Source organism: Motiliproteus sp. (assembly GCF_965230735.1).
In the GTDB taxonomy this organism is placed as follows: domain Bacteria; phylum Pseudomonadota; class Gammaproteobacteria; order Pseudomonadales; family Balneatricaceae; genus Motiliproteus.
Genome location: NZ_OZ246016.1, coordinates 3,197,547 through 3,223,244, shown reverse-complemented (window position 1 = coordinate 3,223,244; position 25,698 = coordinate 3,197,547). Strand labels below are relative to the sequence as shown.

General features: G+C 57.2%; 26 protein-coding genes. 7 read left to right on the top strand and 19 right to left on the bottom strand.

The features are described 5' to 3' along the window. Positions 1-23: 23 nt before the first annotated feature. Both ACO05M_RS14850 and ACO05M_RS14845 read right to left on the bottom strand, forming a co-directional pair. A complete protein-coding gene (locus ACO05M_RS14850) occupies positions 24-503 on the bottom strand; it encodes an acyl-CoA thioesterase (RefSeq protein ID WP_421864509.1) in 480 nt (159 codons plus the stop codon). A gap of 82 nt (positions 504-585) precedes the next feature. Continuing rightward, complete coding sequence (locus ACO05M_RS14845) at positions 586-2,868, bottom strand: NADP-dependent malic enzyme (protein ID WP_421864506.1); 2,283 nt, start codon at positions 2,866-2,868, stop codon at positions 586-588. 469 nt (positions 2,869-3,337) lie between these two features. Between ACO05M_RS14845 and ACO05M_RS14840 the strand changes: the two genes are divergently transcribed. Beyond that, positions 3,338-3,781: an Lrp/AsnC family transcriptional regulator gene (locus ACO05M_RS14840; RefSeq protein ID WP_421864503.1), complete on the top strand. Its 444-nt coding sequence runs from the start codon at positions 3,338-3,340 to the stop codon at positions 3,779-3,781. A 72-nt stretch (positions 3,782-3,853) separates the two neighbouring features. Here ACO05M_RS14840 and ACO05M_RS14835 read toward each other — a convergent pair whose 3' ends face one another. From ACO05M_RS14835 to ACO05M_RS14825, 3 genes are all read right to left on the bottom strand, one after another. Beyond that, a complete protein-coding gene (locus ACO05M_RS14835; protein ID WP_421864500.1) occupies positions 3,854-4,738 on the bottom strand; it encodes a DMT family transporter in 885 nt (294 codons plus the stop codon). Between the two features lie 180 nt (positions 4,739-4,918). Continuing rightward, entirely contained in the window at positions 4,919-5,254 is a 336-nt protein-coding gene (locus ACO05M_RS14830; protein WP_421864497.1) for a hypothetical protein, read from the bottom strand. Positions 5,255-5,402: 148 nt separating this feature from the next. Then, positions 5,403-6,287, bottom strand: a complete 885-nt coding sequence (locus tag ACO05M_RS14825; RefSeq protein ID WP_421864495.1) for a LysR family transcriptional regulator — start codon at positions 6,285-6,287, stop codon at positions 5,403-5,405. 145 nt (positions 6,288-6,432) lie between these two features. Between ACO05M_RS14825 and ACO05M_RS14820 the strand changes: the two genes are divergently transcribed. Next, positions 6,433-7,203, top strand: coding sequence for a ferredoxin--NADP reductase (locus ACO05M_RS14820; RefSeq protein ID WP_421864493.1), 771 nt, complete (start codon positions 6,433-6,435; stop codon positions 7,201-7,203). 38 nt (positions 7,204-7,241) lie between these two features. Here the strand turns inward: ACO05M_RS14820 and ACO05M_RS14815 are convergent, their stop codons facing one another. The 4 genes from ACO05M_RS14815 to ACO05M_RS14800 all read right to left on the bottom strand — a co-directional run bounded on the left by ACO05M_RS14815 (position 7,242) and on the right by ACO05M_RS14800 (position 10,108). Beyond that, on the bottom strand, positions 7,242-7,706 hold the full coding sequence (locus ACO05M_RS14815; RefSeq protein ID WP_421864490.1) for a hypothetical protein: 465 nt from the start codon (positions 7,704-7,706) through the stop codon (positions 7,242-7,244). 24 nt (positions 7,707-7,730) lie between these two features. Then, the gene (locus tag ACO05M_RS14810) at positions 7,731-8,837 is read right to left on the bottom strand and encodes a hypothetical protein (RefSeq protein WP_421864487.1); all 1,107 of its coding nucleotides are present in this window, start codon (positions 8,835-8,837) and stop codon (positions 7,731-7,733) included. Between the two features lie 39 nt (positions 8,838-8,876). Next, positions 8,877-9,272 carry a hypothetical protein gene (locus ACO05M_RS14805; protein WP_421864483.1) on the bottom strand — a complete coding sequence of 132 codons (396 nt, stop codon included), beginning with the start codon at positions 9,270-9,272 and terminating at the stop codon, positions 8,877-8,879. Between the two features lie 251 nt (positions 9,273-9,523). Then, positions 9,524-10,108 carry a TetR/AcrR family transcriptional regulator gene (locus tag ACO05M_RS14800; protein WP_421864480.1) on the bottom strand — a complete coding sequence of 195 codons (585 nt, stop codon included), beginning with the start codon at positions 10,106-10,108 and terminating at the stop codon, positions 9,524-9,526. Positions 10,109-10,210: 102 nt separating this feature from the next. Here ACO05M_RS14800 and ACO05M_RS14795 point away from each other — a divergent pair, with 102 nt between their 5' ends. Together ACO05M_RS14795 and ACO05M_RS14790 are read left to right on the top strand one after the other, a co-directional pair. Continuing rightward, a complete protein-coding gene (locus tag ACO05M_RS14795; protein ID WP_421864477.1) occupies positions 10,211-11,110 on the top strand; it encodes a DMT family transporter in 900 nt (299 codons plus the stop codon). A 16-nt stretch (positions 11,111-11,126) separates the two neighbouring features. Further along, positions 11,127-11,585, top strand: coding sequence for an SAM-dependent methyltransferase (locus tag ACO05M_RS14790; RefSeq protein WP_421864474.1), 459 nt, complete (start codon positions 11,127-11,129; stop codon positions 11,583-11,585). A 3-nt stretch (positions 11,586-11,588) separates the two neighbouring features. Here the strand turns inward: ACO05M_RS14790 and ACO05M_RS14785 are convergent, their stop codons facing one another. The 6 genes from ACO05M_RS14785 to ACO05M_RS14760 form a co-directional block, all read right to left on the bottom strand. After that, complete coding sequence (locus ACO05M_RS14785; protein WP_421864472.1) at positions 11,589-12,242, bottom strand: hypothetical protein; 654 nt, start codon at positions 12,240-12,242, stop codon at positions 11,589-11,591. Beyond that, entirely contained in the window at positions 12,226-12,429 is a 204-nt protein-coding gene (locus ACO05M_RS14780; RefSeq protein WP_421864469.1) for a hypothetical protein, read from the bottom strand. The genes ACO05M_RS14785 and ACO05M_RS14780 overlap by 17 nt, the downstream gene beginning before the upstream one ends. A gap of 170 nt (positions 12,430-12,599) precedes the next feature. Further along, the gene (locus tag ACO05M_RS14775) at positions 12,600-13,202 is read right to left on the bottom strand and encodes an SCO family protein (protein ID WP_421864466.1); all 603 of its coding nucleotides are present in this window, start codon (positions 13,200-13,202) and stop codon (positions 12,600-12,602) included. A 9-nt stretch (positions 13,203-13,211) separates the two neighbouring features. Further along, positions 13,212-13,694 carry a hypothetical protein gene (locus ACO05M_RS14770; protein ID WP_421864463.1) on the bottom strand — a complete coding sequence of 161 codons (483 nt, stop codon included), beginning with the start codon at positions 13,692-13,694 and terminating at the stop codon, positions 13,212-13,214. Beyond that, on the bottom strand, positions 13,694-14,551 hold the full coding sequence (locus tag ACO05M_RS14765) for a prephenate dehydratase (RefSeq protein WP_421864460.1): 858 nt from the start codon (positions 14,549-14,551) through the stop codon (positions 13,694-13,696). The genes ACO05M_RS14770 and ACO05M_RS14765 overlap by 1 nt, the downstream gene beginning before the upstream one ends. A gap of 113 nt (positions 14,552-14,664) precedes the next feature. Further along, entirely contained in the window at positions 14,665-15,216 is a 552-nt protein-coding gene (locus tag ACO05M_RS14760; RefSeq protein ID WP_421864458.1) for a cysteine hydrolase family protein, read from the bottom strand. Positions 15,217-15,475: 259 nt separating this feature from the next. Between ACO05M_RS14760 and ACO05M_RS14755 the strand changes: the two genes are divergently transcribed. The 3 genes from ACO05M_RS14755 to ACO05M_RS14745 all read left to right on the top strand — a co-directional run bounded on the left by ACO05M_RS14755 (position 15,476) and on the right by ACO05M_RS14745 (position 19,329). Continuing rightward, positions 15,476-16,438 carry a GlxA family transcriptional regulator gene (locus ACO05M_RS14755; protein ID WP_421864456.1) on the top strand — a complete coding sequence of 321 codons (963 nt, stop codon included), beginning with the start codon at positions 15,476-15,478 and terminating at the stop codon, positions 16,436-16,438. 81 nt (positions 16,439-16,519) lie between these two features. Beyond that, entirely contained in the window at positions 16,520-17,194 is a 675-nt protein-coding gene (trmH, locus tag ACO05M_RS14750; RefSeq protein WP_421864453.1) for a tRNA (guanosine(18)-2'-O)-methyltransferase TrmH, read from the top strand. 161 nt (positions 17,195-17,355) lie between these two features. After that, on the top strand, positions 17,356-19,329 hold the full coding sequence (locus ACO05M_RS14745) for a putative bifunctional diguanylate cyclase/phosphodiesterase (RefSeq protein WP_421864450.1): 1,974 nt from the start codon (positions 17,356-17,358) through the stop codon (positions 19,327-19,329). 62 nt (positions 19,330-19,391) lie between these two features. Here the strand turns inward: ACO05M_RS14745 and ACO05M_RS14740 are convergent, their stop codons facing one another. From ACO05M_RS14740 to ACO05M_RS14725, 4 genes are all read right to left on the bottom strand, one after another. Then, positions 19,392-20,360: a DUF1835 domain-containing protein gene (locus ACO05M_RS14740; RefSeq protein WP_421864448.1), complete on the bottom strand. Its 969-nt coding sequence runs from the start codon at positions 20,358-20,360 to the stop codon at positions 19,392-19,394. Between the two features lie 116 nt (positions 20,361-20,476). Beyond that, positions 20,477-22,306 carry a DEAD/DEAH box helicase gene (locus tag ACO05M_RS14735; protein WP_421864445.1) on the bottom strand — a complete coding sequence of 610 codons (1,830 nt, stop codon included), beginning with the start codon at positions 22,304-22,306 and terminating at the stop codon, positions 20,477-20,479. A 109-nt stretch (positions 22,307-22,415) separates the two neighbouring features. Further along, a complete protein-coding gene (locus ACO05M_RS14730; RefSeq protein ID WP_421864442.1) occupies positions 22,416-23,936 on the bottom strand; it encodes a sensor domain-containing diguanylate cyclase in 1,521 nt (506 codons plus the stop codon). Positions 23,937-24,245: 309 nt separating this feature from the next. Continuing rightward, the gene (locus ACO05M_RS14725; RefSeq protein ID WP_421864439.1) at positions 24,246-25,631 is read right to left on the bottom strand and encodes a PhoH family protein; all 1,386 of its coding nucleotides are present in this window, start codon (positions 25,629-25,631) and stop codon (positions 24,246-24,248) included. Positions 25,632-25,698: the final 67 nt, after the last annotated feature.

Below are 25,698 nucleotides of genomic sequence, written 5' to 3'. Positions count from 1 at the left end.
AAAACGACCCTCAACCACGCTCGTCAACTTTTGACGTGGGCTTCCATCTCTTGGCCGATCTTCTTACGCATTTCCATCAGCGTGATGGCCGAGTCGCGAAGCTTGATATCTTCATCGGTTTCCGGAATCCACTCAGGCACCGAGCTGGGTCGTCCGGCATCGTCGACGGCGACCATGATCACCACGCAGTGGGTGGTCAGGTGGCGTTCGGAACTCTTCGGATCGCGGGCACGTACGTCCAGTCCAATATGCATCGAGGTGCTGCCGGTGTAGATCACCTTGGCCGAAACTTCGACGATATTGCCGACGAAGATCGGCTGTACGAAACGAATCCCTCCGGCGTAGACGGTAATGCAGTATTTGCCGCTCCAGCCGGCGGCGCAGGCGTAGGCGGCCAGGTCGATCCATTTCATCACGGCACCGCCGTGAACCTTGCCGCCGAAGTTGACGTCGGCGGGTTCGGCCAGAAAACGCAGGGTTAGTTCTCTATCTTGTCCAGGCATGGGCTGAGGTACTCCAGGGTTGTGCTTGGCTGGGAGCGCCGGGTGAGAGCTTCACCCGGTGTCCCTTTTAGCTAAGCAAAGATCAGGCCTGTTCGTCCACCAGGTTCTGCACTTCGGCCACCGCGATGGCGGTCATATTGAAGATCGAACGTACGCTGGTACTGGCGGTCATGATATGGATCGGCTTTTCGGCCCCCAGCAAAATCGGGCCGACCGAGATACCGCCGCCCAGGGTCTTGAGTAGGCCGTAGGCGATATGGGCCGATTCGACATTGGGCATCACCAGCAGGTTGGCCTGACCGCGCAGGACCGACTCGGGCAGGGACTTGTTGCGCAGTTCTTCGGAGATGGCGGCGTCGGCGTGCATCTCACCGTCGACCATCAATTCCGGTGCCTGTTGGCGCAGCAGTTCCAGGGCTTTGCGCATTTTTAGTGCAGAGGGGTGATCGTTGGTGCCGAAGTTGGAGTGCGACAGCAGGGCGGCTTTGGGAAGAATGCCGAAACGGCGCATCTCTTCGGCGGCCAGCAGGGTGGTCTGGACCACCTCTTCCGGAGTCGGATCGGGATTGATATGGGAGTCGCAGACAAAGAAGGTGCCTTTGGGCAAGCTCAGCACCGTCACGGTGGCAAAGTCTTTGACCCCTTCGGATTTGCCGATCAGGCTGTCGACCCGTTCCAGGTGCTGGCGGAAGCGCCCGTGGGCACCGCAAAGCATCGCATCGGCGTCACCGCGCAACAGCATCATCGCCGCAATCACCGTTTTGTCAGAGCGGAGAATACTGTTGGCTTCGTCCGGGGAGATGCCTCGGCGGCCCATGCGTTGCAGGTAATCTTCCAAGTAGGCTTCGAACCAGTCGTTATCCTGGGGATCGACGATATCGAAGTGGATGCCCGGCTTGAGGCGAAGCTGCAATTTCTCGAGTTTGCGCTTGATCCGCTTGGTGCTGCCGACCAGCATCGGACGCGCGACCCCTTCATCCACCACCTGCTGTACCGCCTGCAGAATCCGGTTACTTTCGCCTTCGGCAAACACGACCCGCTTGGGTTCCTGCTTGGCGCGCTCCAATACCGGGCTCATCACCTGGGTAGAACGGTAGGCATAGCGGGCCAGGCTGCGGCGATAGGCATCCAGATCCTTGATCGGACGGGTCGCAACGCCGGTATCCATGGCCGCCTTGGCGACTGCCGGGGCGACTTCAAAAATCAGGCGCGGATCGAACGGTTTGGGGATCAAATATTCCCGGCCAAAGCGCAGCGGCTCGCCGGCGTAGGCTTTCTGGACCCGGTCGATCGGCTCGGCCATCGCCAGATCAGCGAGCGCCTTGACGCAGGCAACCTTCATCTCTTCGTTGATGGTGGTGGCGCCGCAGTCCAGTGCACCACGGAAGATGAACGGGAAGCAGAGAACATTGTTGACCTGATTGGGATAGTCCGAGCGGCCGGTCGCCATGATCACATCGTCGCGGGCGGCCAGGGCCTCGTCGGGCATAATCTCCGGATTGGGGTTGGCCAGTGCCAGGATCATCGGATTGTCGGCCATCTTCTTGACCATTTCCGGCTTCAACACACCGGCGGCGGACAGGCCAAGGAACACATCGGCGCCTTCGATGACGTCATCCAAGGTGCGGGCGTCGGTGTTCTGGGCATAGACGGACTTGTATTCGTCCATCTGCTCGGTACGGCCTTCGTAGACCACACCGGCGATATCGGTGACCCAGATGTTCTCCCGCGGGACGCCCATCTTCACCAACAGGTTCAGGCACGATAGTGCTGCCGCCCCGGCGCCAGAGGCGACCAGCTTGATCTGGCTGATATCCTTGTCCACCACCCGCAGGCCGTTGTAGACCGCCGCCCCGGCGACGATGGCGGTGCCGTGCTGATCGTCGTGGAACACCGGGATATTCATCCGCTGTTTCAGCTCTTTTTCGATAATAAAGCACTCGGGTGCTTTGATGTCTTCCAGGTTGATGCCGCCGAAGGTGGGTTCGAGACGGGCTACGGTCTCGATAAACATCTGCGGATCGGTTTCATCGACCTCGATATCGAACACATCGATATTCGAAAACTTTTTGAACAGAACCGCCTTACCCTCCATCACCGGCTTGGAAGCCAGCGCGCCGATAGCGCCGAGCCCCAACACCGCGGTGCCGTTTGAGATAACGCCGACCAGGTTGGAGCGGGCGGTGACGGTGGAGGCTTCGAATGGGTCACGAACGATTTCGTTACAGGCAGCGGCAACCCCGGGGGAGTAGGCCAGTGCCAGGTCACGTTGGGTGGCCATGGGTTTGGTGGCGACAATCGCCAGCTTGCCGGCCGGTCCGGCTCGGTGGTAGGCCAGGGCGTCTTTATCGAAATCGCTCGACATCGAATGGTTCTCCTCAATTTATCGTCATCCCGATCGTCGCGGGGACGGGATGCTCAGGTCTATCAAAGCAAGATTGGCTGTCATCAGCCTGTCTTGGCGCGCTGTTTGGGTGCGCTGTTTGGGTGGAAAGTCACCCGTTAACGGTATTCTTATGGGTCAAAAATCGCCCAAATGTAGCGATTGAACGGCTAACAGGGATATCTGTAGCAGAAGTTGTGCCATAAGTTTTATAAATGCTATGGATTAAGGATCGCATATGGTACAGGTTATTAGACTAAAGTGAAGCGCTTCGTGACCCGGTTGGCACCAAAAGCCCTGACATCGGGATTGACCCAGGATGGGAAGGGTGGAGAAGAGCAGATCGAACCGCTGAAATGTGGGTTGTCTGACAGGATGGAGATTGGTGCTTGCCCGGATGACGCGAAGCAGCGATATTAGTGACCACTCCTAGCCGACGTTTGCCAAGCCCATGATTGATAACATAAACCGCAAAATCATTGCTGCTCTACAGCAGAATGCCCGCATCTCCTATGCTGAGCTGGGGAAGCTGGTGCATCTGTCGGCACCGGCTGTGGCGGAGCGGATTCGGAAATTGGAAAGTGCGGGCGTCATCAGCGGTTACAGCCTGAAGGTCGATCTGGATAAACTGGGTTATCCCATCGTGGCGCTGGTTCAGTGCAAAGTGTTCCGCACCAAGGAGCGCGAATTCAAGGCCCGGGTACTGGCCTGTGACTCAGTGATCGAGTGTCAGAACGTGACCGGCGAACAGGCCTTTCTGGTCAAGCTGGCGGTACAGTCGATGGGGCAGCTCGACAATATTCTGGAGTCGTTTCTGGACTTCAGCGATACCAATACCATGATGATCCTGTCCACCCCGGTGGATCGGGCCGTGCCCGATACCTTCTACGATTAGATCTTCACTGTAAACCGGGATGAGGGAGACGACCGACAGGCTAGAGGGTGCCTGCCGATCCCCTGGTCGTGATTATCCTTGGGCTGCCAGTTCCGGACGCTTGCGGCTTGGCCACTGGCTTACCAGCATACCGGCCAGCATCAGGCTACAGCCGAGCAGTTCTTTGCTGCCCAGGGTTTCTCCCAGCAGCAGCCAGCCACCAATAACGGCGAAGATCGCTTCGGTCGAGAGGATCAGCGCAGTGACGCTCGGTTCGACCTTGCGCTGACCAATGATCTGCAGAGTACAGGCGATACCGCTGGAAGCAACACCGGCGTACAGCAACGGCAACCAGGCACCCTGGAAATCGGTAAATGCCGGCGTTTCGTAGAGCAGGGCAGCGATGGTGGCCCAGACGGCGGCGACCAAAAACTGGCAGATCGACAGGCCAATGGCATCGACTTTCCGGGATAGCCAGCCGATGATGATCACATGGGCGGTCCAGAAACAGGCGCCGATCAATTCCAGCAGGTCACCGTAGGCCATCTCAAAATCAGGTCCGATCGACAGGCTATAAAGGCCAAGAACGGCCAGAATCACACCGCTCCAGGTCTGTAAGTTGGTGCTTTGGCCCAGCAGGATACCGGCGATCGGGACCATGACGATATACATACCGGTAATAAAGCCGGCATTGCCGGCGGTGGTATAGAGCAGGCCGATTTGCTGGAAGCTGAAGCCGCCAAACATGATCGTACCGGCGGCCAGACCACCAAGGATCAGCGTCTTGCCCTGCGGTAAGCGCTTTTTCCCCATCAGAAACCACAGTGGTACCAACGACAGCGCGCCGAGCAGAAAGCGGGCGGCATTGAAGCTGTGGGGCCCCAGATACTCCATGCCCGCACTTTGAGCAACGAAAGCGAAGCCCCAGATGGCGGCGACGCAGATCAGCAGCAGGTGGGAAGGGGAGATAAATGTCATGGCGGTAACTCTCAAACGGTGTTTCTAGAAGAGAGCTATCTTAGGGGCAAGGTCGGAATTATGGCAGTAACAAACTAATGATTTAATGGCCAGCTAGTTAAAAATCATAGTTATGTTTGGTGTTTTGCTTTCGATTCGAAAGTTCGCAGGGTTTTCTACCGTGACAGCCCCCGTGAGGCATTAAAAACTTTCCGAATCCCCGTGATCGGCCAGCTCCTCCTCGATAAAGCGCTCGATATACATCTTGCCCCGGCGCGTGGTGTTGACCAGCCAGAGGCAGGCCAGGGCGCCGAAGCTGACGGTGACGATGCGAAATTCCGGAAACAGCAATGCCAGCAACGCTGCGATCGGGATAACGATTACCAAGCCGAAGCGCTGGCGTTTTTCCAGGTTGGCGATCAGTTCCTGAGCATCGACGCGGTTGCTGAGTCCAACCTGGTGAAGCTGTTCTCGCAGGGCTTCGTACTCGCGTTGACGTTGCTTGCCCATGCGGCCAAAGGGATCGTTGATATTCATAGCATCCGTTTTCCAATTCGATCCTCAAATCATAAAACCTCGGGATGGGTTTGTCTGCGGTGAACTTTTTTGCTGGCTTCTGGTTTTCAATTTGGTTTGCACTCCGGACGCAGTTTTTTAGCAATCTCTAGACTTGGCGAATGCCTTCTTAGTGGTTGATGTCCCGGCAGATCTCGATCCAACGACGGATGCCGGCACTGAGGTATTTGTGCCGATGCTGGACAAAATAGAATCGGCGGTTGAAATCCCGTCCCGGCGTATCCAGCGGCACCAGAGTCCGATGGTGGAAGGCATCGACCAGCGCGATCCGCGACAGGCAACCGATACCGAGGCCCGACGCAACGGCCCGCTTGATGGTCTCGGTGTGTTGCAGTTGAAGGGTAACGTTCAATTGGGGCAACAGGCCGTGCATGGCACGATCGAACACCTGGCGGGTACCGGAGCCGGGTTCACGTAGGATCCATTCGACCGCGGTCAGGTCCGGGTCCGACAGCCGCCCTTTGGCAGCCAGCGGATGGTCCGGGGCGCAGAACAGCACCAGTTCGTCATCGCGCCAGGGTGTGATCAACAGATCCGGGTGTTGCAGTTCACCCTCGATCAGACCGATATCCAGATCAAAATTAAGCACCTGCTCGGCGATCTCGGCGGTATTGGCCATCTCCAGGCTGATGCGGGCGCTGGCGCAGTGAGCCATATAGCGGGCGATCAGCGGCACCATCAGGTAGTTGCCGATGGTCAGAGTGGCGCCGACTTTTAACGGACCGCTTTCGGCATGGCGATCCAGATCTTCCTCCAGAGCTTGGGCCTGTTCCAACAGCGCCTGTGCACGGGGCAGCATCAAACGCCCCAGTTCATTGAGCTGCAGGCGCTTGCCGATCCGGTCGAACAACTGGATATCGAACTGGCTCTCGAGCTCTTTCAGGGCACTGCTGGCAGCGCTTTGTGACATCGACAGAGAGGCGGCTGCGCGGCTGATATTCTGCTGTCGCGCTGTCTCGAGGAAGACCTGCAGTTGGCGAAGGCTGTATCTCATATTTATAAAATCGATTAACTATATCTGAAATAGTCATTTGGCAGATAAGTTAGTTCAGGACTAAAGTGTCTGCAAGTTTTAACTAAAAGTTCTTTTTATAGATTTTGATTATATATTGATGGCGGTTAGTACGAGGTAAAACGAGATGGCAGCGATCGGTCAGGAGCGGGTGCTCAGCGTACATCACTGGAACGATACCCTGTTCAGCTTCAAAACCAGTCGGGATCCGGGCTTTCGATTCAAGAATGGTCATTTCACCATGATCGGCCTGGAACATCAGGGGCGGCCGTTGATGCGGGCCTACAGTATTGCCAGTGCCAACCACGAAGATGAACTGGAGTTCTTCAGCATCAAGGTCCAGGACGGTCCATTGACGTCGAAGCTGCAGCAGATTCAGGTTGGCGATGAAATCCTGATCAGTCGTAAGCCCACCGGCACTCTGATCGATGATCATCTGTTACCGGGGCGGCACCTGTATCTGATCAGTACCGGTACTGGCTTGGCGCCGTTTCTGAGTCTGATTAAGGACCCGGATATTTATGAGAAGTACGACAAGGTGATCCTCTGCCACGGGGTGCGTTACCGGTCGGAACTGGCCTACAGCGAGATGATTCATCAGCTGCCCGAGCACGAATACCTGGGCGATCTGATTCGCGACAAGCTGGTTTATTACCCGACCGTAACCCGGGAGCCGTTTAAGAATCAGGGTCGCCTGACCGACCTGATCAAGTACGGCATCCTGACCAAGCGCCTGGAGATGCCGGCGCTGGACCCTGCTCAGGACCGGTTTATGCTCTGCGGTAGTCCGTCGATGCTAAAAGACTGCTGCTCCATTCTGGATCAGATGGGATTTGAGGAGGCACGCCACGGCGATCAGGGGCACTATGTGATCGAGCGGGCTTTTGTTGAGCGTTGATTACTAAGGGTTGAAGCTCTGGTCGCAAAGATCGTCGGTCAGAGCTTCCCCAGTTTCTGTGCAATGGTCGCGATGGTGCCGCCCAGTACGGTACCCAGGAAGGATAGGGTTACCTCGGCGGGTAACCCGGCAAAGGTGGTCAATAGTGCCAGGATGATCACCACCACGCCGCCGAACATCAGAATGCCGTAGACCACGTTTTCGGTCTTTCTCACGGTGCCGCCACGGGCGATCACCAGAGCTTTGCGGTTGGTCTCCAGTAGTTTCAATTTGTCACGGGTGCTGAGCTGGTCGTTGTCGACGATCAGGCGCCGTTCCTGCATCAGTTGATGGATCGCATCGGACATGTCGAGCTCGTTGCCGGAGTGGGCGTGCGAGGGCCGTTCCGGTGGTGACAATTCAGCGTTGAACCCTATTCTAGACGGATAGTCGTCGTCGGCTTCCTCTTCCTCTTCCAGCCGAATGGTCGACGGATTGATCTTCTCTTCGTACATGCCGCTCACCAAACCTTGATCCCGTTAGCCTAGCTAGGGATTCACCGCGGGCTGTTTCAGCTGTCTCATCATCTTGAGTATTTCGGACAGATCCGATTTCACCGCATAGATGGTCTGCCAGTCGTGCTGGCCGGTCAGGTCATCCCCGTTGGCCAGCTTCTGCCAGTCGATCGGTATTTTCTCGCTCTTGGCACCGCCGATAACGCCGATATTGGCCAGATTGGAGACCTTGGCCAGCGCCGCGTTGATCTCGATCTTGTCCAGTGTCTTGAGGGTCTCATCCAGGTTGGTTAGCTGGTCGTAGGAGGCTTCCAGCCTGGCGCCCAGTGAACGGCTCAGATCGTTCTCGGACATATAGAGGATGTGCCGGGCCTGCAGGGTGTAGCTGGTCAGCTCGAGGCGATTGGTAAATTTCGAATCTCCGTTTAGCCCGCCCCAGGTAGCGAGAATATCGTTACCCAGATAGACGGTGGTCGTCCGTAAACCGCTTAACAGACCGAAGCCGCTCTGGGTCTCATCGCTGGAGCCGGAAGCGCCGAACAGGGCACCCAGCCCCAGGGACCCCTGCTGTCGTGTGTTGGTGTTCCAGCGAAACACCATCACGCCGCGGTTTTGGATGGCGGCCACTGCGTCGCGGTGCGTCTGATCCAGTTGTTGGCGCAGTTGTTGATAACTGCTGCGGGAGGAGGGGATCGCGCCGGAGGCGCTGCTGGCCAGCCGAGTCAGGTTGACCCGTTCTTCGATCAACCTTGCGGCGGTATCTTTGACGGCCAGAATCTTATTTCGAATCTCGGCCAGGCAACCGGTATCGCAGCTCTTTTCAGTGCCATCGGCCGTCAGTCTGGTTGGCTCGATGGTGGTTTGGATCGCGTAACTTTTGTCACCGAAACTCAAGCCGATCGCCGAGGAGGGTTTGCGCTGGGGCTTATAGAAATGGACTCCGCCGACCTGCAAAAACGGCAGTAGTCCCGGGATCGAGATCACCCGATACTGGGGCAGTTTGGTAAAACCCTCTTTACTGGCCTCGGTGGTCAGATCCTCAAAGGATGCGATCTGGCTACCGCTGCCGGAACAGGCGCCGATGATCAGCGTGGTCAAACAGAGCATCACTAGCCTGACTGTTTTCATCATCCTCTCCATTGGGTTATCCCTAGATGAACGCTGCTGGTGACGGCGTACCTATCCGTTTTGCGAAGGGTTGGGTGAAAACAGGCCGGCAAAAAATCCCACCGAGGCGGTAAAGATACTCAGCAGGATATCGCCCGATGCGATGGGGGTCTCGGGTTTCTCGATAAAGGCGCCGGCGGCGATCTTCCAGAGTTTATCGAGGGTTCTTTCCGTGGGAGAGGCCAAGCCAAGGGATTGGGCGATCTGGGTTTTATCTTCTTCGGAGAGCTCAGCGGCGGTTTCCTTGACCACCTGAGCCTTCTCCAACGAATTCATGTTCTCGACCAGTGAACGGGTGATCAGGGCTTGGGTTTTGCCGGGAATCTCTTTGGAAAGGCGGGCACCGAAATCTTCGAGCTCGTCGGTATCGAGCTCCTGCACTCCTTTAACGGCTTCAGCGATCTGCATGTTTCACACTCCTCTAAAGGCGTTATGAAATTATGCGTACTTCTTAGCCAACACAATTTACCTAATACATCGCGACTGTGATCAAAAATAACTGAATCATTAGTAGGTTAGCAGAGGGCTGAAAAGTTGCGCGTTTGTCTACACCGAACCGGCGTAGTCGGGTTGGCCGGATTGAATGCCGGACCGTCGAAGAGTCGGACCGAATCTAGCCAAGGTTGAAGCTTGCCGGCAGGCTTTGAGTTACTCGAATTTCATCCGATCGATGCCAGCAACATATCGGTTGCCCGTTTAGCATGTTGCTCAATCTGCTCTTCGCTGGGCTTATCCATGCCGATCAGCACCCCGGCACGTTGGGCCAGCAGCATCGCAGTCCAGAGTTGTACACTGGCTTCCGGATCTTTGAGTTCTAAGCGTTGACGGAAGAACTCACTGAGTTTAGCGGCGGTGTGGTCAGGACCGATATCACAGAAGCTGCGGGTCAGTTCTGGAGCTTTAGCACTCTCGGCGACCAGCAACCGAAAGGTCGCCAGGTGCTGCTCCGATAGGTGAGCTTTGATAAACCCTTTGGCAAAGTCGTAAAGGGCCTGTCGGCTGTCCGATTGCTGCAGTTGATCGGCAAAGTCGAACCCATTCTCCTGACCTATTTTCAGCAAGGTCGCTTTGAAGAGCTCGATCTTGGAAGGGAAGTAGCGGTATACCGTCTGCTTGGTGACCTGAGCCTGGGCTGCGATCCGATCCATGCCGGCCAGTACATAGCCTTCGGACAGGAACACTTGCTGGGCTGCTGTCAGGATCGCCTCTCGTTTCCGCTGCTTGTTCTGCTCAACTTTACTCACAATCGCCCACCTAAAAAATCATACTGAATGGTATGAATTTGTTGACAGGCTTGCAACTCTGATAAATCATACCAATCAGTATGATTTTATTTGGAGAGCAGTATGCAGACGCAAACCACTCGCTTGAAAAGCCCGTTGAATCCGCGACTGGCGGGTATTCTGATCGCCCTTGTCGGGGCCTTGCTGATGAGCTTCGACCCGATCTTTATCCGCTTTTCCGGTGTCAGCGGTTTCGACACCGCTTTTTTATTTGGGCTCTTTACGGCGATCTCGATGCCACTGTTTATCCAGTTTCGTGATGAGCGAGGCTTGCTGGCGACTCTGAAGGAGAGTGGCCGGCCGGTGATCTATTCGGGAATCCTGATGCTGGGCAGTGCGTCGGCGCTGGTGCTGAGTATTAAAAACACCTCGATCGCCAATACCTTCGTCATTCTCAGTGCCGCACCTGCGCTGGCGGCGGTCTTCAGTCGCTTGTTTCTGGGTGAGGTCACCCAACGTGCGACCTGGATTGCGATCGGTTTCGTAATGATCGGGATTGGTATTGTGGTCTCCGGCTCCTATCAGAGCGGAAACTGGTTCGGTGATCTGCTGGCCGTATGCGCGGTTACCTGTGTGGCGCTAAATCAGACCCTGCTGCGCAAATATCAGCATGTCAGTCGCATGGCCAGTGTGGGTGTCGGCGGGTTGTTGCTGGCACTGGTGATGTTCATGCTGGCTTCGCCGTCGTCGTTCAGTCTGCAAACCTGGCTCATTATGGCGTTGATGGGGCTGTTTACCGCACCCTTTGGGCGGGTGTTGTCGCAGGTTGCCACACGCTATATCACCGCCCCGGAGGTCGGCATGATTCTGATGATCGAGGCGGTGTTTGCCCCGCTGTGGGCATTCGGCTTCTTCGGAGAGATACCGCCACTGGCTAGTCTGGTTGGCGGGAGCATCATCCTGCTGACGATTTTTCTCTATGCCGCTCAAACGTCGAAGCCGTTATCAGCCGATGTGAATTAATGCACAGGAGAAGCCCATGTCAGCCCAGCTGCTATTTATCGGTCGGATTCGAACACCTTATCGAACCCTCGAGGCCTGTCCCCGCAATATCCAGGTTGAGGGTCCTGCTTGTACGCTGCAGCTCAAACCTGAATACCGGGAGGAGTTGCGGGGGCTTCGAGTGGGGCAGAAGGTTCTGGTGCTCTACTGGCTGGGGGACAGACGCGATGTCGTTGAACCTGATTTAAGTCCACCCCGATGGAAGCGGATGTCGCAGGCCAGTGAATCGGGACTGTTCGCCATGAGAACACCGTTTCGGCCGAATCCCATTGGCGCGGCCGTTGTGCCGATCGACGCTATCGGGGAGGGTTCTCTTACGATCAGAGGGTTGGATTGCCTGGATGGCACTGCGTTGCTGGATATCAAGCCGGCGATCTATCGAGAAACCGGAGCTTGGGAATGCGAGCCAGGCACAGATCAGATATCGACAGACTGATTCTCAGCGCCGGTCCAGCAACTCCTTGAGCAGCTTCTCCACGTTCTGTCGGATCTGTTGTTCGTCACCCTCGAGTGCCTGATGGAGCTTGCTGGCCAGATGCCCATTGGCCCGTTCGATCGCTTTATCGGTTTTGACCTGGTTCTTGTCCCGGGATGAGCCTTTGATCAGGGTTACCAGGGTATCTGCGATTCGCTGCAGAATCTGCGCAACCGCCTCGGCGGAAAAGCCGCCCACCAGCGCCAGTAAACTTGGGGTCAGGAAAAAGCTTGTCTGCCGATTAGCCAACAGGTCGGTGCCGAACATACCCAGGATGCTGCCGGCGAACAGGCCCAGGGCAAAGTTGATGATGTATTTCTGGTTGTACTTGGGGTTGAAGGTGGAGCGGTGCAGATATTTGTTGGCGGTATAGAGCGCATGGAAGGTACTACCCAGTCCGGCAGCCCCCAGGATTTGAACGAATTTCGGTATATCCTGAGCCGCCAGCGGCAGGATAAAGAGCACAAAGCTGATCAGTCCGGCCAGGATAATTCCTTGCAGCGTCAGGTTGTCTTTCACCCGGCTGGCCCGAATGGACTCGGGGGTGACCGGTCGGATCAGCCGACAAAGCTCACTGTGAACCTTAAGGGCGCGGTTCAACTCACTGGGGTGGCTCATGGGAACCTTCCTGATGACTTGCTGGGCAGCTTTCTAGGAGCAGGCTGATCTCATTTCGCAGCTCTTTGGGAATGGGAATGCCGGACTCTAGGGCAAAATTGACCATGGAATGGATGTCATCGAGCAACAGCTTCTTCAGCTGCTCAATTTGGTCGCTGGTTTCAGCCTGATCCGCCGTCGTCTCCATGCCCTATGCCCCTTGAATACAGGTCAGCAATCTCGGGATGCTTAGGACAAAGAATAGCTCTTTATCAACAACTCGCCGACAGGGATCTTGTCGAGCCAGGGGCTGCTGCGGGTGATTGGGGCGTTGGGGTAGGCAGCATCAGGAACCGATGCTGCCGGTTCAGGATCGGGTTAAAGCAGTGCTTCGATGGCGGTACTGAGTTCGGCCACCGGGGCGTTGTGATCGATCAGACGGTTGAGCTTACCGTCGCGGCCGATCAGGTAGATTCGAGCCGAGTGATCGACGCTGTAGGCCATCGCTGAATTAGGCATGTCGACCATGCGATAGAAGGCGCCATAGGCTTTAACGACTTCGTCGATCTCGGTTTTGCTACCGGTAATACCGATCGCGCCGGGATAGAAATAACGGGTGTAGTCGTCCAACCGTTGGGTGGTATCGCGATCCGGATCGACGCTGACGAAGATCGGCTGCACCTGTTGCTGCTGTTCTTCGTTGAGGCGATTCATCGCCGCCCCCAGATTAGCCAGTCCGGTAGGGCAGATATCGGGGCAGGAGGTGTAGCCGAACATCAGTACCACGCCCTTACCGTTGAAGTCTGATAGCGATACCGGTCCATTCAGGCCCTGCAGGGTGAAATCACCTCCCAGGCTGTTTTGCTTGGACTCTGTCGGTCCCAAGGCCTGACCGTAAAGGTAGAGGCCGACGCTCAGGGCCAGCAGAATTCCACAAAGGATCAGTGCAAGACGTTCGATCGAACTAATTTTATTAGCCATGTTATTCCCTCACTTGGCATCAAAGTCAAACCAGCTACCGGTAGCATCTTCTCCCGACTGAGCGATCCAGACGGTTGCCCGCCAGGTCATGGTCTCAGTGGTGCAGGCCGGTAACTGACCCCGTCCGCGGTAGAATCCGTCCTCACCGCGTTCAAGTTTCATCCGCAGCTCTCCCATGTACATGTCCTTACCCTGCAGGTCGATCTCAACCTTATCGGCGTCAAAGCCTTTGAGCTGGACACGGTAGTCGAGGGGAGCACTGCTGCTGACTACCTCGGAATCGATGATAAACCGAATCTCTTTATCGACCCCTTGCTGGGCGATGCAGCCGGTTTTCAACTGACCGTTCGAGCAGGGCAGCGGCGAGAACAGTTGGTTGCCGGCTTCAGCCTGGCGTAAGTCCTGAGTGAGCACCAGCAGGGTCGCCAGCAGTGCGGTTGCTACCATCAGCAGAATCCACATCCGGGATTCGCCGGTAAATTTTTCCAACATTATTCGATCAACTCGTGGTCGGTACGGAACGGGTGAGCCTCGTAAGTCCCGAGGTTGCGGATATCAAGGGCGAAAAAGTCCAGCTCCTGCAGTGCCAGTTGCATCGAGTGCTGATCCGGATGGGCTGCGACGTCGAGATGGAAGCTGCAATCTTTCAGGGTGCCACCGGCCATGTAGCTTTCCAGCTTGACCAGGTTGACGTTATTGGTTGAAAAGCCGCCCAGGCATTTGTACAACGCGGCCGGGATGTTGCGGGTCTTGAACATCATCGAAGTGATATAGCGTTTGCCTGGCACAAATTCGGGCATCTTTCGGGTTTTGGACAGAATCAGGAAACGGGTCGTGTTGCCGTCGACATCCTGCATGTTGGTTTTGAGTACGTCCAAACCGTAAAGTTCGGCCGCCAGTGACGAGGCGATGGCGGCCTGACTCTTGTCCTGCTGCTGGCTCAGGGCCAGCGCCGCACCGGCGGTATCGAACATCGCCACCGGTTCGATTTTGAGCGACTTGAGGTGATCCTGACATTGGGCCAGTGCTTGGGGGTGAGAACCGGCCTGACGTATCTCTTCCAGCCTGCTGCCTTTAAGCCCCAGCAGGCAGTGGTTTACCGGTTCAAAATGCTCACCGATGATATGCAGCTTGGTTTTCGGCATCTGCCGGTAGATCTCTTCGACTCGGCCGGCGGTGGAATTTTCCAGCGGGATCATCGCCAGTTTGGCTTGTCCCTGCTCGACCCGTTCCATCGCTTCAACGAAAGATTCGCAGGCCTGCGCGTCCATCTCGGGAAAAACTTTACGGCACGAAAGGTGTGAATAGGCGCCGGGGCGGCCTTGATAGACGATGATATCTTCGTACATGGTCTCGATTGCTGCGAAGCCCACGGTCGGCGGGCAAAAAATGAAGCGCCCATGGTATCAGGGAAGCAATTTGGCTGCACCCGATGGATGTCAAATGCAGCCGATTAAACCTGTTAGTTAGCACCGGATTGAACGGCCGGGAACAGCTGGTCAGATTCGATCAGTTCGACCCGGTCGGACAGGGCATTCAGGGCGATGGCGTGTACCATCGGATCGACACTGGTGCAGCAGTCGGAGACGAACCGGACCTGGTACTTCGCGGCTGATGCTGAGATCGCGGTGTGGGTAACGCAGTTATGGGTCATCATTCCGCAGATCAACAGCGCTTGCGTGTCCAGCTTAGCCAGTTCTTGTTCCAGCGTGGTATTCAGAAAACTGTCGGCGTGCTGCTTGATCACGATCGGTGCCTCGGGGGCGCGCTCGATAATCGATGGATGAATCTCGACGCCGACGGTGTCAGGGTTGAAGAAAGGGGCCGGTTGCCGGCTATTGTCGGCCCGGTGTTGGACCAGAATGATGGGGAGGTCCCGTTGCTGGGCCTGTTGCATCAGCGTCTCGATCTTCTGCCGTGTCTCTTCGGCTTGCCACTGGGGATACTGGCCTTCGTCAGAATAATCATTCTGAACGTCAATCACGATCAGGGCGCTGTTCGGGGGAAACGTCATGGGCAATCCTCTTTTTGAACGGGGTTAATCAATTTCATCGGTTGCCATTGTGATCGGATCAGTGGTTGATCGACAGTGGCCCAAAAAACAGTAATGGATTAAATTGGGCCAATTGTGATCAGAGCAATAACTTATTGCCGAGCTGGAGCCAACGATGGCTGAGACGTCTATTTCCGAGTTCCAAGGTCCTTTGTCGGCGGATTCTTTGCCCTGCAAAGATGGGTTGCAACTGGAATGCAGGCAAAGGCCGATACGGGTTGTGGTCGTCGCTTTCGAGGGGATCAGTGCCTTTCACCTGGCTGTGCCCGGGGTGGTGTTTGCTGAGGCTCAGGATTCGGCTGATCGGTTTCAGATCCAGGTCTGCTCGGCGGAAGCCCCGCAACTCAATACCAGTTCGGGTTATCAGATTACCGTTGAGGCCGGGTTGTCTGCGCTGCGGCAGGCGGAGCTGATCATTATTCCCAGCTGGCGCGATCCGAACGAAGCCCCGCCGGCCAAGTTGTTGCAGGCGCTGGTTGACGCCCATCGGCGTGGCGCCCGACTCGTCGGCCTTTGTTTGGGAGCTTACGTGCTGGCGGCGGCCGGACTATTGAATGGGCGTCAGGCGACCACCCACTGGGCCTATATCGATGATTTTCGCCGGCGCTTTCCCGCGGTTAAGCTGCAGCCGGATGTGCTCTATCTCGCCGATGACGATGTTGTTACCTCAGCCGGAACAGCGGCTGGCATCGACTGCTGTCTGCAGTTACTGCGGCAGCAGTGCGGTGCCGAATCGGCCAACCGCGTTGCACGTCGACTGGTGGTGCAACCCCACCGGCAGGGCGGTCAGGCGCAGTTTATCGAACAACCGCTGCCGCAGGCACCGCGACGCTCTCGGCTCAGTGAGCTGCTCGACTGGGTTCGCCGACACCTCGATCAGCCCCACAGTCTCGACAGCCTGGCCCAACGAGCCCATATGAGTCGCCGAAGCTTTACCCGCCATTTTCGTCAGTTGACCGGTAGCAGCGTGCATGCTTGGCTGTTGAATGAACGGTTGCAGTACTGTCAGCGGTTGTTGGAGAGCAGTGATCTGGCGATTGAGCAGATTGCTGATCAGGCCGGATTCGGTTCGACGGTAGCGATGCGGCAACGGTTTAAGCAGCGGGTCGGTGTCTCGCCACAGCAATGGCGTCAGAGTTTTCGAGGGACCCGTACTGACTGGGCGGGTGAGCTATCGCCGTAGCCTGATCGGGTCAAAAGCTGCGACAATAGCGCCCCGATGCTCTAATCCAACCGACTCAAGCTGTCTGATTTTTTATACCTTATGACCCCTGAACGTCTGGCCAAATTTCAACGGGTGCTGAACCACCGCCAGCCCGATCTGACCCTGATTGCCGATCAGGTCAACAAGCCCCAAAACCTTTCCGCGTTGATCCGAACCGCCGATGCGGTCGGGATGGAACGAATTCACGCCGTGGCGCCGAAGGAGGGATACCGTGATTACCGTGGCACCGCCCGAGGTTCCGGTCAGTGGGTCGAGGTGATCACGCACGATGATTACAGCGGCGCGATTGATGCGGCCAGGTCGCAGGGGATGACGATCTATGCCGCCCATTTCAGCGACCGGGCCAGGGACTTTCGAGAATTTGACTACACCGGGCCCAGTGCCATTTTGATGGGGGCCGAGATGCAGGGGGTGAGTGACGCCGCCGGTGACCTGGCCGATCACCATATTCTGGTGCCGATGGTGGGGATGGTTGGCTCCTTGAATGTCTCGGTCGCTGCCGGGATCATCCTGTCCGAGGTGCAACGCCAGCGTCAATTGGCCGGACTCTATGAGCAGCGCCGCATCGATGAGCAAAGCTACCGTGATACCTTGTTTCGCTGGTGCCAACCCCAGCTGGCGGATTACTGCCACCGCAATGGGCTGGCCTACCCGCCGCTGGATGAGCAGGGGGAGCTGATCGACCCTGCCGGCTGGTACCGAAGTGTCCGCTAGGCCGAGGCTATACTAACAATCTGGGCACTTGGTTATACTCGAGCAAAATAATAAGGACAGGACGTTATGGGTTGGTACTGCCAAGCCGTTGGGCAGGGTTGTCTATTCGCGCCGTATACCGCGCTTCCTGATATCGAGATTCGGCTGTCGGAGTCCGCTCAATGACGGTTCCGGCACCGCTGCGGCTGATAGGAATGATTCTGTTGGTGCTGGTTTTCGGTGTCAGCTCCTATATCAGTTACAAGGTCAATTCGGAAACCTCGCGAGCGATATCGACCTCGGTCAAGGTCGGGGCCTGGGCGGCTTCCGAGCTGGAGCGGGATTTCACCAAGTTCGACTACGCCCTGCTGGAGGTGGCCGCCGGTCAGGGCAATTTGGATCGACTGCTGCTGCGCTATGATCTGTTCTGGAGTCGCATCGAAACCCTTTTGACCGGCGAAGAAACCGCCACTATCCGGGCCGACCGCCAGTCCCGGGCGTTGTTGGATGAACTGATGGTGCTGGTGCGCCGGATCGAGCCGGGCGTTATGAACTTGGCGATGGACGACCGCGCCGGCGCCCGGGACCTGATTGCCCAGTTGGCACCCTACCGCCATCGAATTCGCGACTTTAACGTCAACAGCTTCAGTAGCGACCGGGTGCGGGAGCGCCTGATCCAATCGTTTGAAGATCGCCGGATACTGGCCCTATCGGTCCTGGGCTTGGTGCTGTCCGGTACCGCGCTGGTTCTGTTGCTGGTCCGAGAGAGCGCGCGAAACCATCGGTTGGCCCTCCATGATCCGCTGACCCATCTACCCAACCGCAAGCATTTCACCGACAAAGTCATCAAGGCGGAAAAACAGCAGATCAACGGTTTTGATCGGATCGGTGTGCTGATGATCGATCTGAACAACTTCAAAGAGATCAACGATACCTACGGCCATGACAACGGCGATGAGCTGCTGCGGGTGATCGCGCGGCGGTTGCGCGGCTGCGTGCGCGAACAGGAGTTGGTCGCCCGCTTGGGTGGGGATGAGTTTGCGGTGTTGCTGCAGCATCAGGTTAGTCCGCAGAGCTGTTCTCAGCTGGCCCGACGCCTGAGTGAAAACATTGCCCAGGAAGTGCGCCTGGGCAGCAGCTTTCGGGTAAGACCGTCGGCCAGTATCGGTGTCAGTATTTTCCCGGACGACGGCCAGAGTCTGCAGGATGTCATCGTCAATGCCGATATGGCGATGTATCGAGCCAAGAAAGATTATGGCGTCAGCTACCGTCTGTTTGACCCTTCGATGACCCAGGTGCTGCGTCGTATCCGTCAGCTGGCCAAAGGATTGGAAACCGCGATTAATGACGACCAGTTGCGCCTGCATTTCCAGCCTATTGTCGATCTATCCAATTGCCGCATCCAATCGGTGGAGGCGATTCTCTGTTGGCAGCATCCGGATTTTGGCTTGATCGAAGCGGCCGAGATTGAGCAGGTGGCGGAAGAGTCGGGCATGGCCGGTTCGCTGGGTGAGTGGGTGCTTGAGCGGGTCGGGGCTCAATATGCCGACTGGTTGCAGCAGGGGATCAAACCGATTCAGATGGCGGTTAACCTGTCTCCATCGATGCTGTGGCGTCAGGATCTGCTGCCGGTGTTGCAACGGATACTCAAGCTGAACTCGATGCCGGCGTATAACCTGATGCTAGAGATTCGCGAAGAGACGGTGTTGAGATCAAAGGAGAATACGGTCGAGATGATCCAGCAATTGAAGCAGTTCGGTGTCGACATCGCGTTGGATGATTTCGGTACCGGCTACTCTTCGTTGAGTCATCTGCGTCGTCTGCCGCTCGATAAACTCAAGATCGATCCGATTTTTATCCAGGATCTGAACACGCCTCATTCCGATCTGCGCTTTATCCGTAGCTTGCTGTCTCTGGCCGAGAGTCTATCGATGATCGTGGTGGCCGAGGGCGTTAATGCCGAGCCTCAGTGGCGTGACCTGAGTGCGGAGGGCTGCCGGCAGGGGCAGGGAGGCTTGTTCGGCTTGGCGATGCTTCCGGAGCGAATGGCCGCGCTGTTGCTCAGCCAGCAGCAGGATCCGGATTTCAGCTGTCTGATTGATTCAAGCAGCACGCCCGGAGGTAGCACTCCGCTGGTCTCGCAGCCGCAACTCTAAAGCGGTATGGAACAGGCCCAGGTAGATCTTGCCTAACGGATCTCGGCACGCACGAACCTTTCTCAAACGCGGGCCAGCGATCGCTGCGATTGATCCCAACACCATAGCTTTGGCTGTTGAAGGTGGACACCGCCGATCCAGTGGTCGATGGGGTACAGCTGCCACCAAGCGCGCTCTCCTTGTAACAGCTGTTTGCCAACATCGGTGATCCGCAGCCGTTGCATCCCGGCCTGTTTGGGTGGGCTGCTGATGGGGTTGAGCAGGGCTTCACCGCTGAGAGTCTGTAGCGCACCAGCGGACAGCAGCTGCTCAAGCAGTTGCCAGAAGCTGGCGTCTCCCATAAAGATCCGCGTCTCCAGTTGCTGACTTTGCCGGAACAGTTCGGCAGCGGGTTCGATACCGTCGGCGGCCAGCTGTAACGCTTGTTGGGCGGAACGGGACAAGCCGTTGTGCCGACTCGGAAACTCCTGCAGCAGTCGCAGAACGGCGCCTTCGAGAAAAGGCAGTGCCGAGCTGTCGCTATCGAGCAGTGCCTGCCATTGTTGGGGATCGGGATTTCTGAATGCGGACCAGGCCGCTGCACCCAGTTGCAACTGGGCGGGGGTTACAGGTTGCTGATAACGGCGCAACTGCAGTAGTTGGTCCGGGGATTGTTGACCCAGATACTGATCGGTACAGATCAGGCTGAGATCGGGATGGGGTTGCTGGTGGAAAAAATCCAGCAGTTGCAGCAGCTGCAACTGATCGTAGAGATCGTGTTCGAACCAGAGCTCAACCCGGTGATAGTCAGGGGCTGACGTAAGTCGTCGGTCACGCTCGACAAAATCCTGCCGGATCTGAGAAGCATCGCCCCAACCCAGTGCAGCAATATAATTGGCCCGGCATGCGGAGAGCTGCTCAAGAGAGAGGTTTTGGGGAACCGGGCCCTGGTGGAGCAGATCGCGCCAGGGCAACAGTTCAGCGTCGAGGCCTGCTGCCCGCATCAGTGCGGTGGCGCTGTCACCATTGGTGATCGTGAGGCAGTGGCTCATAAGTGTTACCCAGTCGGCGAAGAAATACCGACTAAGCCTAGCCCGGATACCGAGATTGGTTCCAGGCTTAACTTAAGCTGCGATTTATCAAACCGCGGCGGCCAGGAGGCTGAAACTCAGCCGTTGTCGTCGCTACGCTTGGGCTTCTTGCCGCCACCACCCGGTCCTTTACGGTGCGGCTTGACCCGGGGCTTGCGCTTGTTGTCAGCGTTGAACTGGCGCTTGCGCGGGCCACGGGAGTCGCTCTCAGCGTCGGTCTTTCCCTGGCGGTCGTCGTTATAACCGATCCGCTGCAGGTGCATCGGTTTGCCGCAGATTTTCAGTTTCTGGAAATGCTGCAACAGCTCTTTTGGCATCCCTTCCGGAAGCTCCACGGTGGAGTAGTCATCGTGCAGTTTCACGTGGCCGATATAACGGCTGTTGAGGTCGGCTTCGTTGGCGATGGTGCCGACGATGTGCTTGGGCTCGACGCCGTCATCGCGACCGACATCGATACGGTAACGCTCCCAGTCGATCGACTCGTCTTTCTCGAACTTGCGCTTCTTGCCGTCGCGATCCGGGCGGTCGCGCTTGTCATGTCCTCTGTCGCCATCGCGTTCTTTGCGCGGCTTGCGCTCACGAACCGGCGCCTCAGGTGGCAGTTGTAGCGGCTTCTCTTTCTGGGCCAGGTACAACAGCGCGGAGGCCAGTTCGCTGGGCTCCATCACCAGTTGCTCTGAAAGCTGTCCCAGTAGTTCGCGGTAGTAGCTCAGGTCTTCACTGGCGAACACGTCTACCAGCTGATCGCGGAATTTATCCACCCGCTTCTGGGTCACCAGATCGCGACTGGGCAGTTCCATCGGTTCGATCGGTTGCGAGGTGGCCTTCTCGATTGCCCGTAGCAACCGCTTCTCACGGTAGGAGACAAATAGAATCGCTTTGCCCTGGCGTCCGGCGCGGCCGGTACGGCCGATCCGGTGTACATAGGCCTCGGTGTCGTAGGGGATGTCGTAGTTGACCACCAGACTAATGCGGTCAACGTCCAAGCCGCGGGCGGCGACATCGGTGGCGACCAGTATGTCGAGATTGCCCTTCTTCAGTCGGTCAACGGTGCGCTCGCGAAGGGTTTGATTCATATCACCATTCAGAGCCGCGGCACTGTAACCACGGGCTTCGAGCTTTTCAGCCAGCTCGGCGGTGGCATTCTTGGTGCGGGCGAAGATGATCACGCCGTCGTAGTCTTCGGCTTCCAGCATCCGGGTCAGGGCATCGAGCTTGTTGACCCCTTGGATCATCCAGCAGCGTTGCTCGATGTTCGATACGGTGGAGGTCTTGGCGGCGATTTTGACCTGCTGCGGGTCGCACATATAGTCCGAGGTGATGCGGCGGATCTCTTCGGGCATGGTGGCGGAGAACAGGGCCGTCTGGCGGGTCTCCGGGGTTTTGGCCATGATGGTTTCGACCGCCTCGATAAAGCCCATACGGAGCATTTCGTCGGCCTCATCGAGCACCAGCGCGTTGAGCTTGTCCAGCTTCAGGGTGCCGCGCTCCAGATGATCCATCACCCGACCGGGGGTACCAACCACGACCTGCGGACCGCGCTTGAGTTGACGAAGTTGCAGGCTGTAGCTTTGTCCGCCGTAGATCGGCAGCACATGGAAACCGCGCATAAAGCGAGCGTAGGCCTGGAAGGCTTCGGCAACCTGTACCGCCAGCTCACGGGTCGGGCACAGCACCAGCACCTGCGGATGGCTGGCTTTCAGATCGATGCGTTGGAGCAGCGGCAGTGCGAAGGCGGCGGTTTTTCCGGTACCGGTCTGGGCCATGCCGAGCACGTCCTGGCCATTGAGTAGAATCGGGATGCAGCGGGCCTGGATCGGAGAGGGGGTTTCGTAGCCGAGTTCGGTCAGCGCACGAAGGATATTTTCGTCAAGCTCAAGCTCGTCGAAACGGGGGGTGTCGGACATGGTGGATACCGGAAAGGGGAAATTAGGGCCGCACATTATACGGACTTGGCTAGCAAATTACCCGTCATTTGTCATTTCTTTCTCAAATTTTTCTGCGTAGGGGGACGGGTTAGCTTGCTTGGGTCGGGGACGGTGCCAGTGCGACCTGGTTCCGGCCCCGGCTTTTGGCCTGGTAGAGGGCCTCGTCGGCCAGCCGAATCAGGGCGTTGGGTTCGTCATCCGCCGGGGTCAGGGTCGCAACCCCGATGCTGATGGTGACGACCCCGGCAGTGTCGGCGTAATCGTGTTTCAGCCCTAGCCGCTGAACTCTCAGGCGTAACTGCTCGGCCATCTGTGCCGGTGGGTCGGTAAGGCTGTCTTGCGAAAGCAGCACGACAAACTCTTCACCGCCGTATCGACAGACCAGCTCCCCACCTCGGCGGAACTGTTGCTCCAGCGTCTGAGCGACCCGAACCAGGCAGTAGTCACCGGCCTGGTGTCCGTAGTGGTCGTTGTAGCTTTTGAACTTGTCGATATCGATAAACAGCATCGACAGACTGTGCTGTTTGCGTCGGGCCCGACGCCACTCATCGAGCAGGCGACGATCAAGCTCCCGGCGGTTGGCCAGCCCGGTCAGCGGGTCGCTGCTGGAGGCGCGAAGTGTGAGCTGCAGCCGATTGAGTTGATGGTAGGTAAACAGCGTCAGCCCCAGCAGCATCAGACCACCGAGCGTGGCATAACTAAGGGTGCTGATCGATTGGCGTCGCCAATGGTCCAGCAACTGGGCTTCAGGGATGCTGATCAGGTTCAGAATCGGATAGCGGTCACTGCTTTTAAACGCCTCCAACCGACGCACGCCGTCATAGGGACTGGCCGCGACCGGTAGGTAGCCGCTGCGAAGCTCCAGCATTTTGTTGAAGCGACGGTTTTGCGCCAGGGAGCGTTTGTAGAACGTCTCCGTTTGCGGATGCCGGAAGATCCCCCAGCCGTCGGTGCGAAGCAGGGTGATCTGGGCGCCGTCGTTCAGATTCAGCTGCCCATAGAGGTTGTCGAAGTGGCTCAGTTTCAGGTGGATATCGATGACGCCGAGAAAGCGGTGCTGTGCGTTCTCCAGGCGTTGGGTCAGGTGCAGGATGGGCTCGCCGTTGTAATCACTGCGATGAAGCTGACTGATATAGAGTCCATCGTCATGGTTGAGCCGGTGGTACTGGAAATATTCCCGGTCTGCGACATTGGTAACCGCGAATGGATGGATCTCGGAGTTGGCAACCACAAAACCATTCGCGTCGAACACCTCCATATGGCCGAATTTATCGGCGCCGATGGTGCGATTATAGAAGTGGCTCTCTTCGAGCAGCAGGCGGTGAATCGCTTGCGGGTTCTGAGCCTGCCCGTGGGGATCGAATCGCAACCGAGTTTTGACGCGCTCCAGACTGGCGATGCCGTGGTCCAGGGTGGCATCCGCTTCTTTGCTGAGGGTAACGGCGATGGTTTGTAGATGGGTGCCCGTATTGGCCAGGATTGCCCGGCGTTCCTTCAGGATCAGCAGACTGGTAGCAATACCCAGCCCCAGAATGGTGATACCGACGATCGCCAGCAGCAATCGCTTGAGATTGCGCAGGTATTGCGACTGCAGGTGTAGGCGGGGCATAAAGGGTTCCCCCTTCAATCAGCTTCCGCGAGTTCCAGAACCGATAATAGCCGCTGGGAAGATTGGCACAGAGCGGAGCGATCCGATCGGGGGGATATCTGCAACACGCTGCGAGGCGGCATTCTTAACTGCGGTTACTTCGATCATAGCGCTTGAGTCGGGTCAAACAATGATCTGTCACAACAAAACGGCCATCGGGGCGGGCTTTAGTCAATCCGAGTCGGGGAGCCGGCCGGGTTCGGAGGACGGGGCTGCCGGCCGGATCGCTCCGGGCTTACGGCAGCTGCGTATTGGGGGGGAAGTAACAGGCTACAGGTTGCTTTCGGCGAACTCAGCCAGGGCACTGCGAACCACGCTCTGCAGATGGATGGTGGAGCAGCCTTCGTAATCCTTGAAGCGTTCGACGATATAGGTCAGTCCCGAGGTCAGCGGCGTCAGGTAGTTGGAATCGATCTGGGCCAGGTTGCCGAGGCAGATCATCTTGGTGCCCTTGCCGCAGCGGGTCAGGATTGTCTTCAGCTGCGAGGGGGTCAGGTTCTGGGCTTCATCGATCAGCACCAGGGCTTCCTGGATACTTCGGCCTCGGATGAAGTTCAGCGACTTGAATTGGATGTTGGCCTTCTCGATGGTGTACTTGATCGAACTGTGGGGCTGTTCATCGCCTTCGTGCATCGCTTCGAGGTTGTCCTGGATCGCGCTGAGCCAGGGGGTCATCTTCTCCTCTTCGGTGCCGGGCAGGAAACCGATATCTTCGGCCACCGGCGGGGTCGAGCGGGTGACGATGATCTTGTTGTAGCGCTTGTGCTCGATCACCTGTTCGAGACAGGCCGCCAGTGCCAGCAGGGTTTTACCGGAACCGGCGGCACCGTTGATGATGCACAGATCGATATTCGGATCGGTCAGCGCGTCCATGGCGAAGCTCTGGGGCAGGTCCAGCGGTTTGATGCCCCAGCACTGTTGATCGAGCAGGAACTGCTGGTTGATGTCCAGCAGGGTGACCGATTCTTCCCCCACCTCTTCGACCCGGGCCGCAAAGCCTTCATCGTCGAAGATGTACTCATTCAGGTATGTGTCGGGCAGCACTCCGCGAGCCAGGCGGTGGAAGGTGTGGCCGCGCTCCTGTTCAGTTTTGACTTCAGCGACCTGATCCCAGAAGTTGCCGTCGATCTTGTGGTAGCCGGGGGTCAGCAGATCGAGATCGGAAATCAGTTGATCGGTGCGGTAATCCTCGACCCGCTTGAGTCCGGCGCCAAGGGCCTTGAGCCGCATGTTGATGTCTTTGGTGACCAGTGTGACCTGACGATCCGGGTAGATCGACTGCAGGTGCAGGGCACAGTTGATGATGTGGTTATCGTTGTTGTTATGGTCCGGCAGAAAGCCTTTGCGCATCGATAGCTCGTGATCCGGAAAGATCGACAGCTTGCCCAGCTCGGCGTCAGGATCCGGGGTCGGCAGGGTGATCTGGACACCGCCACTGATCTCTTCAGGGGAGGCGGCCTGGCTGAGGATACGATCGATGGCGCGGATCGCGATTCGGGCTTCCTGGGCGACGTTTTTCTTGCGGTCTTTGATGCTGTCCAGCTCTTCGAGTACCGTCATCGGGATGACGATATCTTGCTCCTTGAACTCGATTAGACAGTTGGGATCGTGCAGCAGAACGTTGGTATCGAGGATATACAGCTTGGATGATCGCATGCAGAGTCTCCTTGGGCATGAGGACAACCGGCAGGAACCCGCTAACCAGGGTTTCCTTCCCGTCGGT